This is a genomic window from Dysgonomonas sp. BGC7 (genome assembly GCF_001261735.1).
In the GTDB taxonomy this organism is placed as follows: Bacteria; Bacteroidota; Bacteroidia; order Bacteroidales; family Dysgonomonadaceae; genus Dysgonomonas.
Window position 1 is genome coordinate 74,469 of sequence record NZ_CVRP01000001.1, and the last position, 17,914, is coordinate 92,382.

At 38.4% G+C, this 17,914-nt stretch carries 17 protein-coding genes; 11 read left to right on the forward strand and 6 right to left on the reverse strand.

The window, feature by feature from the left end; genetic code table 11:
* The first annotated feature begins 34 nt into the window (after positions 1-34).
* A complete protein-coding gene (locus tag BGC7_RS00345) occupies positions 35-2,812 on the forward strand; it encodes a T9SS type A sorting domain-containing protein (RefSeq protein ID WP_157258590.1) in 2,778 nt (925 codons plus the stop codon).
* A 30-nt stretch (positions 2,813-2,842) separates the two neighbouring features.
* Positions 2,843-3,214: a hypothetical protein gene (locus tag BGC7_RS00350; RefSeq protein ID WP_050699567.1), complete on the forward strand. Its 372-nt coding sequence runs from the start codon at positions 2,843-2,845 to the stop codon at positions 3,212-3,214.
* A 72-nt stretch (positions 3,215-3,286) separates the two neighbouring features.
* Here BGC7_RS00350 and BGC7_RS00355 read toward each other — a convergent pair whose 3' ends face one another.
* Positions 3,287-3,826 (reverse strand): glutathione peroxidase, encoded by a 540-nt coding sequence (locus BGC7_RS00355; protein ID WP_050699568.1) that lies wholly within the window; start codon positions 3,824-3,826, stop codon positions 3,287-3,289.
* Between the two features lie 146 nt (positions 3,827-3,972).
* On the opposite strand from BGC7_RS00355, the gene BGC7_RS00360 reads away from it, so the two are divergent.
* Genes BGC7_RS00360 through BGC7_RS00370 form a run of 3 tightly spaced genes read left to right on the forward strand, consistent with a single transcriptional unit; the run spans position 3,973 to position 5,791 of the window.
* Entirely contained in the window at positions 3,973-4,821 is an 849-nt protein-coding gene (locus BGC7_RS00360; protein WP_050699569.1) for a sulfite exporter TauE/SafE family protein, read from the forward strand.
* Between the two features lie 10 nt (positions 4,822-4,831).
* Positions 4,832-5,239, forward strand: a complete 408-nt coding sequence (locus tag BGC7_RS00365; protein ID WP_255351438.1) for a DUF1634 domain-containing protein — start codon at positions 4,832-4,834, stop codon at positions 5,237-5,239.
* Between the two features lie 21 nt (positions 5,240-5,260).
* A complete protein-coding gene (locus BGC7_RS00370; RefSeq protein WP_050699571.1) occupies positions 5,261-5,791 on the forward strand; it encodes a hypothetical protein in 531 nt (176 codons plus the stop codon).
* 8 nt (positions 5,792-5,799) lie between these two features.
* Here the strand turns inward: BGC7_RS00370 and dprA are convergent, their stop codons facing one another.
* The 4 genes from dprA to BGC7_RS00390 form a co-directional block, all read right to left on the reverse strand.
* On the reverse strand, positions 5,800-6,921 hold the full coding sequence (gene dprA, locus BGC7_RS00375; RefSeq protein WP_050699572.1) for a DNA-processing protein DprA: 1,122 nt from the start codon (positions 6,919-6,921) through the stop codon (positions 5,800-5,802).
* Complete coding sequence (locus BGC7_RS00380; RefSeq protein WP_050699573.1) at positions 6,922-7,593, reverse strand: ABC transporter ATP-binding protein; 672 nt, start codon at positions 7,591-7,593, stop codon at positions 6,922-6,924.
* An 83-nt stretch (positions 7,594-7,676) separates the two neighbouring features.
* Positions 7,677-8,996 carry a UDP-glucose dehydrogenase family protein gene (locus tag BGC7_RS00385; protein ID WP_050699574.1) on the reverse strand — a complete coding sequence of 440 codons (1,320 nt, stop codon included), beginning with the start codon at positions 8,994-8,996 and terminating at the stop codon, positions 7,677-7,679.
* Positions 8,997-9,118: 122 nt separating this feature from the next.
* Entirely contained in the window at positions 9,119-9,805 is a 687-nt protein-coding gene (locus tag BGC7_RS00390) for an outer membrane beta-barrel protein (RefSeq protein ID WP_157258592.1), read from the reverse strand.
* A gap of 170 nt (positions 9,806-9,975) precedes the next feature.
* On the opposite strand from BGC7_RS00390, the gene purL reads away from it, so the two are divergent.
* The 6 genes from purL (at position 9,976) to BGC7_RS00420 (ending at position 17,389) form a co-directional block, all read left to right on the forward strand.
* Positions 9,976-13,668, forward strand: coding sequence for a phosphoribosylformylglycinamidine synthase (purL, locus tag BGC7_RS00395; RefSeq protein WP_050699576.1), 3,693 nt, complete (start codon positions 9,976-9,978; stop codon positions 13,666-13,668).
* 83 nt (positions 13,669-13,751) lie between these two features.
* Positions 13,752-15,245 (forward strand): G protein-coupled receptor family protein, encoded by a 1,494-nt coding sequence (locus tag BGC7_RS00400; RefSeq protein WP_050699577.1) that lies wholly within the window; start codon positions 13,752-13,754, stop codon positions 15,243-15,245.
* A gap of 100 nt (positions 15,246-15,345) precedes the next feature.
* On the forward strand, positions 15,346-15,765 hold the full coding sequence (locus BGC7_RS00405) for an acyl-CoA thioesterase (RefSeq protein WP_050699578.1): 420 nt from the start codon (positions 15,346-15,348) through the stop codon (positions 15,763-15,765).
* Positions 15,766-15,770: 5 nt separating this feature from the next.
* Positions 15,771-16,181, forward strand: coding sequence for an acyl-CoA thioesterase (locus tag BGC7_RS00410; RefSeq protein ID WP_050699579.1), 411 nt, complete (start codon positions 15,771-15,773; stop codon positions 16,179-16,181).
* 3 nt (positions 16,182-16,184) lie between these two features.
* Complete coding sequence (locus BGC7_RS00415) at positions 16,185-16,895, forward strand: histidine phosphatase family protein (protein ID WP_050699580.1); 711 nt, start codon at positions 16,185-16,187, stop codon at positions 16,893-16,895.
* A 14-nt stretch (positions 16,896-16,909) separates the two neighbouring features.
* Positions 16,910-17,389 carry a thermonuclease family protein gene (locus BGC7_RS00420; protein ID WP_050699581.1) on the forward strand — a complete coding sequence of 160 codons (480 nt, stop codon included), beginning with the start codon at positions 16,910-16,912 and terminating at the stop codon, positions 17,387-17,389.
* An 11-nt stretch (positions 17,390-17,400) separates the two neighbouring features.
* On the opposite strand, the gene BGC7_RS00425 is transcribed toward BGC7_RS00420, so the two are convergent.
* Positions 17,401-17,856, reverse strand: a complete 456-nt coding sequence (locus BGC7_RS00425) for a hypothetical protein (protein WP_050699582.1) — start codon at positions 17,854-17,856, stop codon at positions 17,401-17,403.
* Positions 17,857-17,914 lie beyond the last annotated feature (58 nt).

Below are 17,914 nucleotides of genomic sequence, written 5' to 3' on the forward strand. Positions count from 1 at the left end.
TTTAAGATTGACTGACTTTTATAAAACTACAAAAATGAAACTTCGATTAGTATTAGTCGTATTACTATCTTTGCCTTTATTAGCTAAAGGTCAATCAGCTCCAAAGACGGAAGCCAAGTCGGGGGTGATATTTTACTCAAAGGGTCAAATGTATGTATCTTATGGGGAAAAGGCACCTACAGGAACGGCGGCGTCTACTTCTTTGTATATTGATGGTTCGGCAAAGTTTGTCACAGGTTCGTCGATAGACCAAAAAGGAAGGACAGAGTTGACCGGTGATTTTATAAATGGAAAGAATCCCAATGAAGAAGCAGCTGCCAGTGCCAATTTGTTTGTTAATCTAGGGGCTACACCTACTGCTACAGAGGGTGTTGTTGCTTTTGTAGGTAAGCCGACAATAAATGGAGGGTCTGCTCGTCAATGGATTTATGGAGTTAAAAATCAAATAGGTGGAGTTGATGATAACTGGAATGGTAAGTCTCAGAAAGCATTCAATTTCATGAGATTCCCTACTATAAGTGTAGAAAAGGACGATCCAACATTGTTAACTAATGCCGATTGGCGTTACAATAGTTTGGTTACAATTGACCCTTCTGCTGCAGTTGAGGTTAATTATATAGATGTAGATGTTACTAAAAAGAACAGACTAGGAGTATTAGCTCAGTATAAGACAGATGCAACTAATAATGTGATAAATAGCGGTCATCTTCTTATTCATAATTTGGCACCGACTCTTTCTTCTAATGTATTGGGGAGATCAACTTATAGCCAGGTCGACTTGGAAATGTATAAGTATGATGGTACAAATGATGATGGTGCTTTTGATAATGAAAGTGCAGAAAAACCTAATCCTAGTCCTTCTACATTTGGTAAAACTTTGAGAAATCCTGAAGGTTGGAATTATTTGACAGGTTTTGCCTCTCCTTTCGAGGAACTTGGCTCCGATTATATGTTTTATCATGCTTTAGCTAAACCAAATAAATTTAGCATAACTTCAAATAAAGGCCCTATAGTAGATCCGTTCTTCAGAATGAAAAAAGGAGAAGCTTACTTTATGAGTATGGAAGTTTCTCATGCCGACCATAAAGATCATATTGATATAAGGTGGGATTTTGAAGACGATAAAGGGGCAACTGGGATCCATAACACGAAAAGAGCCAGAGGTGGTTATGTATTTAATAGAAGAGTTTTCCATGACTTCTTATCTTCGCCTACAGTAGTAGCTGCAACAAATGAAGGATCTATGGATAACTTTAGCCGATTCTTGTATAATAAGTTCGAAAATGCTGACGGTACAGGAGCTAGAGTGTTTAATGATAATGGTACTTATGCAAATCCTTCTTTCGCAGTTCATGGAGATACAGATAAGCCAGTTGGTGGTTTAGGTAAAACTGTATGGATGGAAAATGGTAAAGACAGATCAAGGTATGAACTAATGGAGAATGAAACATTTACTTTGGGTGATGTTACATTAGCTCTGACGGATGGTTTGAACTTTATAGGTAATCCTTTTATGGTACCGATAACTTTAAATCCTTTATTAGGTTTGAATAAAGATGGATCAGATAAAGGTTTTACTGATGATAAATTGAAAGAAGCTTTTGAAATTGACGAACTCGGTTCTGGTCTAAAAGCATCTACTGAAAGCATGACAGGGGTAAACCTGAGAGCTAAGTATTGGGTTATAAACCAAGGTTTGATCCGTTACGAGGCTGCAAAGAACCAGTTTACTTATCGGGTTACTTATGACTATGTAAGTAGAGATGGTACTACTACTCCTAAATCAGCAACAGTTGCAAGCGGAGAACCAACGGGTCCGGATGATCCAAATGGAAATCCAACAAATCAGACCACTGGAGTAGGTATTGCTAATCCGGCAGATTATTTAATCTCTCCTATGCAGATATTTTGTCTACAGGCAAATGGGCCAACATCAATAACTTTGTCTACGGCTAAATTAGCTAAATTTGGAGAAGCTCGTATGCCAAAGAGTGCAGCACGTTCTCAAGCTGGTAATGATGCATTATTCAGAGATTGGTTTGCAGTAGAAGCTTATAATAATGTAGATAATACATCGGATCGTACATCGGTCGTATTTCGTAGAGATGCAAGAGCTCATTTCGAAGACGATCCTTATGATACAAGGAAAGGTTTAACTAAAGCTTTCGAAGAATATCAGCAAGAGATAACAGATACAGATGGAAAATCTCTAACAACAAATCAAAAACAAGATGTTGCTACAGGGATTCTTTATACTAAATCTAGTGATGATATTAGCTTACTTGGTAATGCAGTTCCATATAAAACAAAAGAATTGGCTTTGTATCTGAATCCTCCGGTAGAATCTCAAAAAATGACATTAAAGTTTTTCGAATTGGAGAACTTGGAAGCAGTACCGGGAGTATGGTTGATAGACCGAAAGCTGGATAATAAAACAATGAAGTTAGAGCCGGGTGATGAATACGAATTTGTTTCAGATCCTGCCGATGCCAAGTCTATAATTGGAGGAAACAGATTTATACTTCGATTCTATGATGATGGTGATGATATAATTGGTAATAATCAAAAACCGATATCAGCTTATTATAACAACTCAACATTGTATGTTTCTGGTCTGAATGAAGGAGATATTAATAGTGATGTTCAAATCTATGATATGCAGGGGCGTTTAATGGGGCGTACAAAAATTAATAACTTACAGTCATATTCTTCTTTCGAATATGTGAAGCCTTTAAGTTTAGGTACTTATATAGTTAAAATAACAGGTAAGCGAAATTATACATCTAAGATTGTAAGCTTGCAGCACAACTAACACGAATAATACAGACGAAAAAATTGAATAATGAAAACTAAACTACAAATATTATTACTATTGGTGCTGATCTTCGGATCGACATATGTGCCGTCTGTAAAAGCAAGTACAGAGAGAGATGCTCCAATAGTTACATCAGAGGCGCCTTCTACTGTATATTTGCAAGAGGCGAAGCGCTCGCTAGGAAATAACACAACAACTTCTTCTTCTGCTTCTGCTTATGAAGGCTTATTAGATGCTGCAAACTCTTGGAAAGACCCTTTTCTCCCCGGAGATGAATCTTCTGATCCTGGAAACGTAGGGGCTCCCGTAGGAGATTTTTCATTGCCTATAGCAATTTCTATATTATTACTCTACCTTCTCTATAGAAGAACAACTATATCGAGAAGACGCAATTTTTAAACATATACTTACAATATATAAAAAAGTCCGGATAGATATCTATCCGGACTTTTTTGTATATAAACTGTTATTCTATTTCTCTATCCAATGGATTATTCTGTCAGAAAATGGGTCCTCTCGAGGTGCTGCAAAATCAATTAATTCTCCTTTTTCATTTATCATAAATTTCTGGAAATTCCATTGTACTTCTGTTGATAATTTCCCGTTTTCGCTTTTCTCTGTCAGCCATTTATAGATAGGGGCTTTGTTGTCTCCTACTACATCTATCTTTGCCATCATAGGGAATGTTACATCATACTCTAAAACGCAGAAGGATTTTATCTCTTCATTACTCCCTGGTTCTTGACCGTTAAAGTTGTTGGCTGGGAAACCAATTATAACGAAATTCTTATCTTTATACTTTTCGTATAATTCTTGTAGCTTCGCATATTGAGGAGTCAGTCCACATTTAGAAGCTACATTAACTACTAATACTTTTTTCCCTTTCAATGAAGATAGATCGAATTCTTTTCCATCTATATCGGTGACCTTAAAGTCATAGAATGATTTACTTTGGCTAGCCATAGTGATTGATATAAAGCTGAATAGAATGAATGTAAATATTTGTTTCATACTAAATTGAATTTAATTTTTGAATCTATATATTAAAACACCTTACAACTAAAGATAGTTTTAAGATTAGATACAATATATAGCGGGTTTATATAATAAGGATAAGCTCTAAAAATAGTAACTTTGGATTTTCTAATTACGATAAGATGGATTTAAGTCTCGAAATTTTCTCATTAATTTTATTTTTCGGTGCATGTTTTGCCGGTCTGATTGGTTCCCTTACCGGATTGGGGGGAGGAGTTATTGTGATACCATTGCTTACATTGGGCTTTGGTGTCGATATGCGTTATGCTATCGGTGCAGCTTTGGTAACGTCTATTGCAACTTCGTCGGGTGCAGCTGCTGCGTATATCAAAGAAGGCATAACGAATGTGCGCATTGGTATGTTCCTTGAAATTGCAACTACAACGGGTGCTGTTATAGGTGCCATAGTAGCTATGTATTTGGATAAGGTATATATTGCCATAATCTTTGGTTGTGTTCTTATTTTTTCGGCAGTAAGATCTGTTATGAAAAAAGAAGATAATATTGACTATTCTGCTCCCGGCGATAAACTAGGGATAACTTTAAAATTGAATGGCTCTTATCCAACAAAAGACGGAAAAGAAGAGAGCTATAATGTGCACAACGTAATTGGAGGCTATTCGTTGATGACTTTGGCGGGAGTGCTCTCAGGATTGTTGGGTATAGGTTCCGGTGCGCTTAAAGTGTTGGCAATGGATACAGCAATGAAAATCCCATTCAAGGTGTCCACAACTACCAGTAACTTTATGGTTGGCGTTACTGCTGCCGCCAGTGCAGTTATTTATCTCCAGAGAGGATATATTGATCCAGGGTTGGCTATGCCTATAGTAGTAGGTGTATTAATCGGTGCTTTCTTCGGTTCGAAGATATTACCTAGAACTAATGTGAAAAAATTAAGATTGCTGTTTAGTGTTGTTATATTCTTTTTGGCAATATCAATGATATATAATGGTTTAACCGGTAAATTATAAGAAGATGAATATGTTTTCAAAAGAATTTTGGGCAGAGAGGGATATGGAACTTCTTATAGGTAAACTATTAAGATATGGTGTTATGCTTGCCTGTGGAATCACTCTTTTGGGAGGAGTTATTTATTTGTTTCAGAATCATGGAGTTTCCATGACTCATTATAAACCAACTCCGGACGATATGCCTTTTCCGGGAGTAGAGTTTTATCTTCGAGAAATAACCACCATCATACCTCGGGTTTTGTCTTTTGATGGAGCAGCCATTATTCAACTTGGAGTGTGTGTGTTGATCGCTACGCCTATTCTGCGAGTTGCTTTTTCTGTTATAGGCTTTCTCATCGAAAAAGATTATATGTATGTGGTTATTACACTGATTGTACTTTGTATTATTGTAGCAAATATGCTCTTGGGGTTACATTAATTATTTCTAATAATTGAGATAATGGAAATATTAAAACAAGAAAGGCGCTTGTTGCTTATAATAAGATCTTTAGTTGTATTCTATATTTTTGCATTGTTCTTTTGGGGGATAACAGCATTTCCTTTGGAGAGCGAGATCGGGATTGTTTGCAATGTACTAGGAATTTCTCAGGGAGTTTCTCCTGAAAATTATGAAGGATTAAAATTTTGGATTGCCAAAGTAAACGAAGCTTTGGTGAATACCAATAGAGATTATCCTTTTCTTGCTTATGGTACCGATTGGTTGGCTTTTTCTCATATTGTAATAGGCATTGCGTTTATAGGGGTTTATATTAAACCTGTACGTAATATATGGATTGTTTATTTTGGAATGATAGCATGTTTGGGTGTTATCCCTTTGGCACTTATCTGCGGAGCTATACGCGAAATTCCTTTCTATTGGCGTATGATAGATTGCTCTTTTTGTGTGTTTGGTATTATTCCTCTCTATATATTATTGAGATATATTAAGAGATTAGAGAAACTGATAAACTATGTACCCTCTAAATATTAAGACTTATTTTAAGATAGAGCAAAAAGGTTGCCCGGTAAATTTTTTATAGCTCCTTTCATTTCCAATTCGAGTAAAGTGGAAAATAAAGTATATGCCGGAATATTAAGTTCTCTGGAGAGTTGATCAATATGTATAGAGTCTTTTTTGTTTAGTATATCTATAATAGCTTGTTCTTCGTTGGTAAAAGTTATAAACAGGTTTTGCTGTTTTGGAGATTTCTTTTTCTGTGAAGATTCTTTTTCCCATCCCATCTGGTGAAAAAAATATTCGGAAGATAATAATAGGTCTGCTTTGTGAGAAGCTATTAGCTTATTGCATCCTCTCGAATATTTATCCGTCATTTTCCCGGGAACGGCAAAAACATCTTTGCAATATGAGTTCGCAATTTCTGCTGTGATGAGAGAGCCTCCCTTTTCGTCAGATTCTACAACCACTATAGCATCGGCCATCCCTGCTACTATACGGTTTCTTCTCACAAAGTTGAATCGGTCCGGCTCTGTTTTGCTCTGAAATTCGGAAAGAAGTCCTCCATTGTTAAGCATTTCTATAGCTGTCTGTCTGTGGGGTGATGGATATATCGTATCTAGACCATGAGCTAGTACTCCAATGGTCGGCAGATTGTATTTTATAGCAAATCGGTGTGCCTGTATATCTATGCCATACGCAAGTCCACTAATGATAAGGGTATCTGGAAAGATAGAAGAAATGTCTTTCAGAAAATTGTCGCAAAAGCTGTTGCCATATGTTGTAGACTGACGTGTGCCTACGATACTGATGACTTTTTCTTTATTGAAATCTGCTTCTCCTTTAAAGTAAAGCATAACAGGTGCATCAGAGCATTCACGCAGGCGTTTGGGATAATCGGCTTCATTAATAAAGTATGTGGAGATATTGTTTTTATCTACAAAGAGAAGTTCTTTCTCTGCATTGTCTATTACAGCTGGTTTTAATATTTCGTCTACTAATTTAGAAGAAATGCCTTTGTTGATAAGAGACTTTCTGTTCGACCTGAATATCGCTTCTTCATCGCCACCTACAATTTGGAGTAAGTTTCTCGCAGTAATATCGCCTACACCCGTTATCTGGGTAAGGGCTATTTGATAAAGTCTTTTGTCTGTGTTTGTGCTCATTTAAGAAATAAGTGGACTGTTGTCTACTATTATGCCATCACGCATATGTATTGTTCTATCCGTTATAGATGCCAGATTTTCATCGTGGGTTACTATTACAAAAGTCTGACCAAGCGTATCTCTCAGTTTAAAAAACAACTGATGTAATTCGTCCTTATTCTCTGTGTCTAAGCTGCCGGAAGGTTCGTCTGCTAGTATTACTGCCGGGTTGTTTACGAGTGCACGTGCCACAGCCACACGCTGTTTTTCTCCACCCGACAATTCGTTTGGCTTATGGTCTATTCGTTCGGTCAGTCCTAACATATCAAGCAACTCTTTAGCTCTTGTCTTGGCTTGTGATTCCTTTGCTTTTCCTATCAAAGCCGGAATCATTACATTCTCTAATGCTGTAAACTCGGGCAATAGCTGATGGAATTGAAAGACAAATCCTATATTTCTGTTACGAAAATCGGATAGTTTAGAATCGTTGAGCTTGCTTACATTTATGTTATTTATAAATACCGAGCCTTTATCAGCTTTATCTAATGTTCCTATGATTTGCAAAAGGGTTGTTTTTCCGGCACCGCTAGCCCCTACTATAGATATTACTTCTCCTTGCTTTACTTCAAGATTTATTCCTTTGAGAACTTTTAGTGATCCAAAACTTTTTGTAATACCTTCTACCTTAATCATAATCTTTCTTTATTGTAAAAAATACAGGCTACACAAAGATATAAACTTTTATGCAGCCCGTTTATTTTAAGTTCTATTATTTATTACTGGATGCCTATCCCGAAATAGTCGAACCCTACATCGTTCATTTCTTGCTTGTTGTATATGTTTCTTCCGTCAAATACTACAGGCTTTTTCATTGTCTTTTTAATGACTTCCCATGTAGGTAAACGGAACTCGTTCCATTCAGTAACCATCAATATGGCATCAGCATCGAGGGTAGCATCATATATGTCTTTAGCATATACTATTGTATCTCCTACGTGATGCATGGCTTCATTCATTGCCACAGGATCATAAGCTCTGACTTTGCCTCCGGCTTTTATTATTTTGTCTATGAGAACCAATGATGGAGCTTCGCGCATATCGTCTGTTTTCGGTTTGAATGCCAGCCCCCACATTGCAATGGTTTTACCTTTTATGTCTCCATTGTAATATTTCATCAGCTTATCGAAAAGTATATTTTTTTGGAACTCGTTTACATTTTCTACAGCTTCTAATATTTGCATATTGTAACCAAGTTTTTTTGCTGTCTTCATTAGTGCTTTTACATCTTTAGGAAAACAACTGCCTCCATAGCCACAACCTGCATATAAGAATTTTGATCCTATGCGGGCGTCCGCTCCTATTCCTTTACGTACCATACTTACATCTGCTCCTACTATTTCGCAAAGATTTGCGATATCGTTCATAAAACTGATACGTGTAGCCAACATGGCATTAGCAGCATATTTAATCATTTCGGCAGACGGAATGTCTGTATATATGATTCTGTAATTGTTTAATGTAAATGGCTTATAAAGCTTTTCCATGAGCTTTTTAGCATTGTCAGTCTCCACACCTACAACTACTCTGTCCGGTTGCATAAAGTCTGTTATGGCAGCACCTTCTTTTAAAAATTCAGGATTTGAGGCTACATCGAATGTTATATCAGACTTTCCTCTTTTGTCAAGCTCTTCCTGTATAGCCTGCTTTACCAATTTTGCAGTTCCTACGGGTACAGTGCTTTTGGTGACTACAACCATATATTTATTTAGGTTTTTGCCTACAGTGCGTGCTACTTCTAATACATATTTCAGGTCAGCACTACCATCTTCATCGGGAGGTGTACCTACAGCCGAAAATACAATGTCTACATCGTTGAGTATCGAGCTTAAATCCGTTGTGAACTGTAAACGTCCTGCCTTATGGTTGCGTTCTACCATTTCGTCCAATCCGGGTTCGAAAATCGGAATTATTCCGTTTTTCAAATTGTCTATTTTTTTCTGGTCGATGTCTACACAATAGACTTCAGTTCCCATTTCAGCAAAACATGTTCCTGTAACAAGACCTACATAACCTGTACCAACAATTGCTATTTTCATTTATTTCAAGTAATTATGTTGTATAAATTATAATTGTAAACGTTTGTTTTTTCTTAATTTGCAAAGATAAAATATTTGTTCCAATCAGCCTAATTTCGTGAGATATATCGAGCTTTTTTGCCTCAGAAGAAATATATTAGTCCTAACTTATAAGACCTGTTGTAAAGAGGAAATTCATCTTTTACAATGTTAGTTAATCCGTGCATGTAATTAAAAGAAAGCTGTATGTTTTTATGCTCTACTCCTATCAGAACCGATCCTCCAAAATCAAAATTATGGTAGTCAGCATCTTCTGTATCTAGAATTCCATCTATAGGCAATGATGTAGATCCCCCTTCTATTTTATAAGAATCGCTTCCGGTCATCCAGCGGGTATAATCGAACCCGATGTAAGGCCCTAGACCGGCTATCAATCTGAAATCTTCGCTTATAGGTATTTTAGTTCCAAGGTTTATAACCAAATTTTGGGTGGAGTTCCGGATTCTTTTCAACCTGTCAGTTTTGTTTATATATGCATTGTTTAGTTTTGTGTTAGTACATGCAAAAGAATAATCTGCTTGTATCATCAGGTTGTTTCTCATAACCTGTAATATGAGTCCTAAATCCCATGCCGGATAATAGTCGGATGAATATGTATCTATTGTTTTTAGACTGCTTCCGGGGATGATTTTAGCATTTTCATATTTATCCATTCCGCTATATTTCGAGGATCCTATCGAAAGTTTGACGCCAAAAACGGTGTAATTGTCCTGTGCTAAGGTGTATAGACAGAAAGCCAGAAGTAAGGTGGACGTAATTATTCTTTTCATAGTAGTAGTGTTTTCTGATATGACCATTTTGGGACAATAAGGTTTAAAAAGATATGCGATTTTTGCCCATTTTAGGGGTAGTGATCTTCGCTTTTTATACTTTTATTTAATTCTTTTCGCTACCTTTGTATGCCTATTGAAATAATCCAAATCTTAACTGGTAATAAAACATGATTTCTTTCTTTCAAACCCTTTCTAAGAACATTATTGCTGTTCAGACAGACTCAACCCTAAGCAACGAATTCGTCCAGCGTTTATCATGGGCTTTTAGTGGTGCAACATTGCTTGAAACTGAAAAGATTTCAGGCTTTTTTGTTGGTCCACGTCGCGAAATGATCACACCATGGAGTACAAACGCCGTTGAGATTACCCAAAATATGGGAATAACCGGTATTAAACGCATAGAGGAGTTCTTCGCAGTAAGCACGAATGAAGCAGAACATGATACAATGCTCCAACGCATATATGATGGACTAAATCAGGATATATTCACTATTGATAAGAAGCCGGATCCCATTCTGGAGATTGACAATATCGAAGCCTACAATCTACAAGAAGGCTTAGCGCTTAGTGAAGACGAAGTCGAATATCTGAATAGTGTAAGTGAGAGACTTGGTCGAAAATTGACAGATAGTGAGGTGTTTGGTTTTTCGCAGGTGAATTCGGAACATTGCCGTCATAAGATTTTCAATGGGACTTTCATTATAGATGGAGAGGAGAAAGAAAGCTCATTGTTTAAACTAATAAAGAAAACATCACAAACCAATCCTAATAAATTGGTTTCGGCATATAAAGATAATGTAGCCTTTAGTCAGGGACCCGAGATAGAACAATTTGCACCTACAGAAGGGGATAAGCCCAGCTATTTTCAGGTGAAACCAATCAAATCGGTAATCTCATTAAAAGCAGAGACGCATAACTTCCCTACCACAGTAGAGCCGTTTAATGGTGCTGCTACCGGCTCGGGGGGCGAAATCCGAGACCGTCTGGGTGGAGGAAAAGCATCTTTGCCTATTGCCGGAACAGCCGTTTATATGACTTCCTATCCACGTACGAAAGCAGGAAAAGCATGGGAAGAAACTGTGGCCGAGCGTCCGTGGTTGTATCAGACTCCCGAAGAGATCTTGATTAAGGCGTCGAATGGGGCGTCTGCTTTTGGAAATCATTTCGGACAGCCGCTTATCTGTGGGTCTTTGCTCACTTTCGAGCACGAAGAAAACAGAAAGAAGTTTGCATACGATAAAGTGATAATGCTTGCGGGGGGAGTTGGGTTTGCCAACAGGCGCGATGCTTTGAAAGAGGAACCTAAACCGGGCGAAAAAGTAGTGGTACTTGGTGGTGATAATTATCGCATCGGCATGGGAGGAGGAGCAGTGTCTTCTGTAGATACCGGACAATATTCGAGTGGGATAGAGCTGAATGCTGTTCAACGAGCTAACCCCGAAATGCAAAAGCGTACAGCCAATGTTATAAGAGCGTTGGCCGAATCAGATAATAACCCTATTGTATCTATACATGACCACGGAGCAGGGGGGCATCTCAACTGTCTGTCGGAACTGGTAGAGGCAACAGGTGGAAAAATAGATATATCTAAACTTCCTGTTGGAGATCCTACTTTGTCTTCGAAGGAAATTGTAGGAAACGAAAGTCAGGAGCGTATGGGTTTGCTTATTCCCGAAGAGGCTGTAGATCACATTGCCCGTATTGCCGAGCGAGAGCGTTCGCCGATGTACGTTGTCGGTGAAACGACTAACGATATGAAATTCGTTTTCGAACAGGCAGATGGCAAACGTCCTATCGACCTGAAACTGGAAGATTTCTTCGGAAAGGCTCCTAAAACAATTATGCGTGACGAAACACTGGACGAAACTTACGAAAATCCTGAATATGACTTGTCTAAATTGGGAGATTATATAAAAAATGTACTTCAACTCGAAGCTGTTGCTTGTAAAGATTGGTTGACGAATAAAGTGGACCGTTCGGTAACAGGAAAAGTTGCACGCCAACAGACACAAGGCGAAATACAGTTGCCTCTCAGCGACCTAGGAGCTGTAGCTCTCGACTATAAGGGTAGGGCCGGTATAGCTACTTCTATCGGACATGCTCCGCAGGCGGCAATGGCCGATCCAGCAGCAGGTTCAGTGTTGGCAATAGCCGAGTCGTTGACAAACATTGTATTTGCTCCTATCGAGGATGGGCTTAAAGGAATATCATTGAGTGCAAACTGGATGTGGCCTTGCAAAAATCCGGGAGAGGATGCCCGCTTATATAAAGCAGTGGAAGCTTGTTCCGAATTTGCTTGCGAGTTGGGTGTAAATATACCGACAGGCAAAGACTCTCTGTCGATGACTCAGAAGTATGGAGACGATAAAGTATATTCGCCGGGTACTGTAATTATTTCGGCAGCAGGTGAGGTGAAAAATATACGTAAAATAGTATCTCCGGTACTTGCTTACATAAAAGGAACTTATCTGTATTATATCGACTTCTCTTTCGATACATTCAAATTGGGAGGTTCTGCTTTTGCTCAGACAATGAGTAAAATAGGCGAGGAAGCTCCGACTGTAAAAGATTCAGAGTACTTTAAGAATGCTTTCAATGCAGTGCAAGAGTTGATAGACAGGGGGCTTATCCTTGCTGGTCACGATGTTTCGGCGGGAGGACTTGTTACTTCTATGCTTGAAATGTGTTTTGCTAATCCGCAAGGAGGACTCGAAGCCCGTCTCGATAAACTGCATCATACGGACTTGATAAAAGTTTTGTTTTCTGAAAATCCGGGGGTACTGATACAGGTGAAACATCACCATCTGGTAGAGAAAATTCTGGACGATTATGGTATAGGCTTTGCTATTGTGGCACGCCCTATCGAAGAACGCAAATTTGTTATTCAGAAAGATACATTTGCTCAGGAATTTGATATAGACGAACTGCGCGATGTGTGGTTCGAACCATCATACCTGCTAGACAGGAAACAAAGTACAGAGAAACTGGCCAAAGAACGTTTCTATAACTATAAGAAACAACCTTTGCAGTTCTCTTTCAACCCTTCCTTTACAGGACGTTTTGCTCAGTATGGCATCGATGCCGAACGAAAATCGCCAACGGGTATCAAAGCTGCCATAATAAGAGAAAAAGGAACGAATGGAGAACGGGAAATGGCATACTCCCTATATCTAGCCGGATTCGATGTTAAAGATGTACACATGACAGACCTTGCTTCAGGGCGCGAGACATTGGAAGATATCAATCTGATTGTTTTCTGTGGAGGTTTCTCCAACTCCGATGTGCTTGGTTCAGCAAAAGGATGGGCAGGTAGCTTTATGTTCAACGAAAAAGCAAAAGAAACCCTTCGCAAGTATTATGAACGTAAAGATACACTAAGCCTTGGCGTTTGTAATGGTTGTCAGCTGATGATGGAACTAGGACTTGTTTATCCGGAGCATGACGAAAAACCGAAGATGGAACATAATCGTTCTCATAAGTTCGAATCTACATATCTTTCGGTAGAAGTGCCGCAAAATGATTCAGTAATGTTTGGCTCTCTTTCAGGAAATAAGATCGGTATTTGGGTGGCACACGGAGAAGGACGTTTCTCGATGCCGAAGGCAGAATCTGAATATAACGTTGTAGCTAAATATATTTATAGCGAATATCCGGGAAATCCTAACGGATCGGACTTCGATATTGCCGGCGTTGTGTCTAAGGACGGACGTCACCTTGCTATTATGCCGCATCTGGAGCGGGCTCTGTTTCCTTGGCAATGCGCACACTATCCGTTCGAACATCGCAGAGACGATTTCACTCCGTGGATGGAAGCCTTTGTGAATGCTCGAGAGTGGGTGAAAAATGTAAAGAATAAGTAATTATTATATATATATTACAGGCACGGGTTATGCTCGTGCCTTTTTAACTTTTAGAAAATAAAAAAAACAGTAAAATAAGCAAGATGGCAAAGAAGAATGAAACATTAAGCATATCTTTTTTTTCTTTCCTTAAAGCAAAAGAACAGCGACTCGATTGGGTTATACTTTTAGTGAGTTGCATTGTCGGTTATGTCATTCTCAAAATATGCTATCCTTATCCGGCAACTATATCCGATTCGGGGACATATGTGAATGCCGCAATGAATGATATGTTTACCTTTTATCGTCCATTTGGATACTCTGTTTATTTGCAGATAGTGCATGCGCTGTCGCCAAGTATAAATGCTATTTTTGTGACGCAGATATTGTTGTACTTCCTGTCTTGTGCTTCATTTTCCTTTGTTATAAAATACCTGTATGCTCCTGCCAGTAAGGTGCTTTGGTTTGCTTTGCTGTTTCTTTTTGTATTTAGCCCTATTGCATTTTATATGTCGAATGCTATAATGAGCGACCTTCTGTTTGCTGTCATGATTTATTTTATGCTGTCAGCATTCTTTTACTTTTTCAAGACAAAGAGTTGGATAGCTCTTTGTTTGTTTCTCGTGTCCTTGTTTTTTACTCTACAGATACGCTATTCGGCGTTGATGTTTCCTGTGCTGTTTATTATTTGTTTCTTCTTTGTAAAGAGCAATCTACGATGGGTGGGAATTATAGGTACTCTGGTTGTTACCCTCATATTTTACAATCAGGTAAAAAGCGATATGCGCGAAACTACAGGTTTCAATCAGTTTTCTACCGGTTTCGATGGCTGGCAACTGGCCAACAATGCAATGCACGTAATTCCTTATGTAGATCTGCCACCTGAAAGAATTGTAAACCCCGAACTTGGTGCTGTACATAGCTTTGTTGTTGCCCAGAAAGATATGATATACGACAAAACAGAACGAGGTAAAGAAGTGTCGGCTTCTTTCATGTGGGCTAACGACCAGCCCCTGAAACAGTTTATGTTTGCATATATACAACATACACAACAACCTTATCCTGTGGCTTGGATTCGTTTGGGAAGTACTACATATAAAGATTATGGCGCATATCTTATAACACGTTATCCGGGTAAATTTATACAATATTATATATTGCCAAATTCGAAACGGATTTTTTATGTGTCAAGTAAGGAGATTATAGGTAAATATACTCCTATAGAAGTGAAAGATATATTTCAGTGGTATAATATCCCTGAAGGAACCAACGTGGAAGCTAAGCATACTCTTTTTGAGGACTTCGTAGCGGAGGCTTCCGCATCATCGTATCTTGTACTTTGGCCTGTTGTTTTCATTCTGGGAATAGTGTCTTTTGTTATGCGAAAGAAACTATCGTGGCAGGATTCTTCTCAGAAAAAGATATTCTGGATTATTGTGGCTGTCGGTGTGCTATATTACGCCGCTACCATATTTGCCAGTCCTGTATCTCTTCGGTTTTGGATACCGATGAATGCTGTTATATTTGCTCTTATCTATATAATGGCAAATCGGATATTTGCATATAAAAAACACGAAAAGAAAGATTTATCTATATAAGACAGTATTGCTGAGTAAGAAAGTGACATTTCGAAAATAAGATGAAATCTGTAAGATTTGTCAGTTTTTGGTTAAATTTACTTTTTAGAGAAATAGAAAAATGGAGAAAAATATACCTCTGTACGAATATAAAATGAAAGTGCGTGATTACGAGTGTGATGCACAAGGTATTGTTAATAATGCCAATTATCAGCATTATTACGAAGTAGTCAGACACGAATTTCTTGAAGAAAACGGGCTCAACTTTTACGAGTTACACGAGCAGGGTATAGATGCTGTTGTGGTGAGTGTCTACATCCGATATAAGCATTCTCTGCGAGGTGCTAATGATTTTGTCTGTACGGTCGATTCTATCGAGAAAGATGGCATTCGTTATATTTTCAATCAGAAGATAATACGGCTGAAAGATAACAAAGTATGCTCTACCGCAAGGGTAGAAACCGCATGTATGGTGAATGGTAAAGTAGGTAAGCCTGATTTGTTTGACCAAATATTGGGGAGATACCTGAATCAACAATAAACATTATGGCAAAAGTCTACGAAAATAAAATGAAAGTGCGCGACTACGAATGCGATTCCCAGGGTGTAGTAAATAATGCTATATATCTACATTATTTTGAAGCAACCCGACACGAATTGATGGAAGAATGTGGCCTTCGTCTGCGAGATCTTACCGAAGCCAACATTATTCCTGTAGTGCGAAATGTGAATATCAGTTATCGAAACTCGTTAAGAGGGTCGGAAGAATTTGTTTGTACAGCAACAGCAGAGAGGGAGGGACTTCGATACTTCTTCAAGCAGCAAATAATACGTGTGCCCGACAATACTTTATGTGCCACGGCTGTTATAGAGGTGGTTTGTCTGATAGATGGAAAAGTGGCAAAGCCTGAAATGTTTGACAAGGTTTTTGTTGATTATATAACATGGAGAAAATAGAATATGAGTAATAAGCTTACAATATACGTTGCCCGTCATGGCAAAACGATGATGAACTCACTCGATAGAGTGCAAGGATGGTGCGATTCGCCACTAACAAAAGAAGGCATTGACGTAGCCCGTTATCTGGGATATGGTTTTGATACAATAAATTTTCGTACAGCCTATTGTAGCGATTTGCGAAGAACGGCTCAGACTGTGAAAATAATATTAGGAGCTAAAGGGCAGGATGACATCCCGGTTGTAGAACTTGCAGGATTGCGTGAGGCCTGTTTTGGAAGTTTCGAAGCCGATTTTAATCATGTAATGTGGCACAATGCCGCTTTGTATCTGCACTATACGTCGGTGGATGATATGTTGAAAGATATTTTGGCAAAGAAGATAAGCTATAAAGAAGTGCTTAATGGAATAAAGGAAATAGATAAGATGGGGATGGCCGAGAGTTTTTCTCAAGTGGAAGCTCGCACTCAGGAAAGCCTTAAGGAAATAGCTGAAAATGAGATTCAGAATGGTGAAGGCAATATCTTGGTCGTAGCACATGGTATGAGTATTCTTGCAATGCTTTTAGGACTTGGCGGCGACCGACTGTTTACTAAACCTTTGGAGAATGCGGCTGTCTGTAAGGTCGTTTACGAAAATGGCAAGTTTGTTGTCGAGTCGATGGCCGATATGAGTTATGTGGAGAAAGGAAAATCCATTGCTTCTAAACTCTAAACTATAGCTAACGGGTGAAAGGTGTTGTACTGACTTTTTTATTATTCTTTTTTGCTTGCGATCCCGGAACGATTGATATAGCAGGAGAGGTCGTATCTGTTGCCGATGGAGATACTATGACTATACTAACAGTTTCGGGCGAACGTATAAAGATTCGGCTTGAAGGAATAGATGCTCCCGAAAGAGGACAGGATTACGGTACTAAGTCTCGTCAATATCTGAATGATTTATGCTATGGGAAGATTGTTACTGTGAAGAGTAGAGGAGAAGATCAGTATGGGCGGACGCTTGGTGTTGTTTATCTTGGTGATCTAAACATCAATCAGGAAATGGTGTGTAACGGCTTGGCGTGGTATTACGATTATTTTGTCTACGATACCAAACTAGATTCGTTGGAACAAAGTGCACGCCGTCAGAAGCTAAATATTTGGAGTGTGAAAAATCCCATTCCTCCATACCAGTATAGGAAAGAAAAAAGGGAGAAGAATAGATAATTGTTTGGTAATTATTCTTTTAGTAGTCTGTCGAGAAATTCGTCAAATTCGCGATCAAACTTTTCCATCAAATCATTATCTATTTTCATGATAGAATCTTCGTTGATGAGTAACAGCTCTTCTATAACAATAAAGCTGTCGTCAGAATAGTTCACCGAAAAAGGCTTGTATATATCCAGTGAAGAAAATTTATCTTCATTGTCCAACTCTTCAGTGATACTTCTCAGAGATGAAATAATATCTTCGTCGTTTAGTTCGTCGACTTTGTCTATCCAGTTGAAAATAACGACTTCCGATATTTTGTTTTCTTCATCATCATAGAAAGCGACTTCGCCACTTTCTTTATCTACCGTAATGAAAATATCGGTAAGGGAACTGCCTTTATAATCTTTGGCTAACGTATCTATTGCTTGTAGAAACGTGTCTTTAATGAGTGCACTTGTATCTCTGTTCGCTCCTGTTCCCATGATTAGTTTATTTGATATATGCAAAAGTAAGAAAAAATATGATATAACGGTTTATCTG

Coding starts and splice junctions, on each gene's coding strand:
- BGC7_RS00345 (WP_157258590.1), top strand. CDS start 35: ATGAAACTTCGATTAGTATTAGTCGTATTACTATCTTTGCCTTTATTA.
- BGC7_RS00350 (WP_050699567.1), top strand. CDS start 2,843: ATGAAAACTAAACTACAAATATTATTACTATTGGTGCTGATCTTCGGA.
- BGC7_RS00355 (WP_050699568.1), bottom strand. CDS start 3,826: ATGAAACAAATATTTACATTCATTCTATTCAGCTTTATATCAATCACT.
- BGC7_RS00360 (WP_050699569.1), top strand. CDS start 3,973: ATGGATTTAAGTCTCGAAATTTTCTCATTAATTTTATTTTTCGGTGCA.
- BGC7_RS00365 (WP_255351438.1), top strand. CDS start 4,832: ATGTTTTCAAAAGAATTTTGGGCAGAGAGGGATATGGAACTTCTTATA.
- BGC7_RS00370 (WP_050699571.1), top strand. CDS start 5,261: ATGGAAATATTAAAACAAGAAAGGCGCTTGTTGCTTATAATAAGATCT.
- dprA (WP_050699572.1), bottom strand. CDS start 6,921: ATGAGCACAAACACAGACAAAAGACTTTATCAAATAGCCCTTACCCAG.
- BGC7_RS00380 (WP_050699573.1), bottom strand. CDS start 7,593: ATGATTAAGGTAGAAGGTATTACAAAAAGTTTTGGATCACTAAAAGTT.
- BGC7_RS00385 (WP_050699574.1), bottom strand. CDS start 8,996: ATGAAAATAGCAATTGTTGGTACAGGTTATGTAGGTCTTGTTACAGGA.
- BGC7_RS00390 (WP_157258592.1), bottom strand. CDS start 9,805: ATGAAAAGAATAATTACGTCCACCTTACTTCTGGCTTTCTGTCTATAC.
- purL (WP_050699576.1), top strand. CDS start 9,976: ATGATTTCTTTCTTTCAAACCCTTTCTAAGAACATTATTGCTGTTCAG.
- BGC7_RS00400 (WP_050699577.1), top strand. CDS start 13,752: ATGGCAAAGAAGAATGAAACATTAAGCATATCTTTTTTTTCTTTCCTT.
- BGC7_RS00405 (WP_050699578.1), top strand. CDS start 15,346: ATGGAGAAAAATATACCTCTGTACGAATATAAAATGAAAGTGCGTGAT.
- BGC7_RS00410 (WP_050699579.1), top strand. CDS start 15,771: ATGGCAAAAGTCTACGAAAATAAAATGAAAGTGCGCGACTACGAATGC.
- BGC7_RS00415 (WP_050699580.1), top strand. CDS start 16,185: ATGAGTAATAAGCTTACAATATACGTTGCCCGTCATGGCAAAACGATG.
- BGC7_RS00425 (WP_050699582.1), bottom strand. CDS start 17,856: ATGGGAACAGGAGCGAACAGAGATACAAGTGCACTCATTAAAGACACG.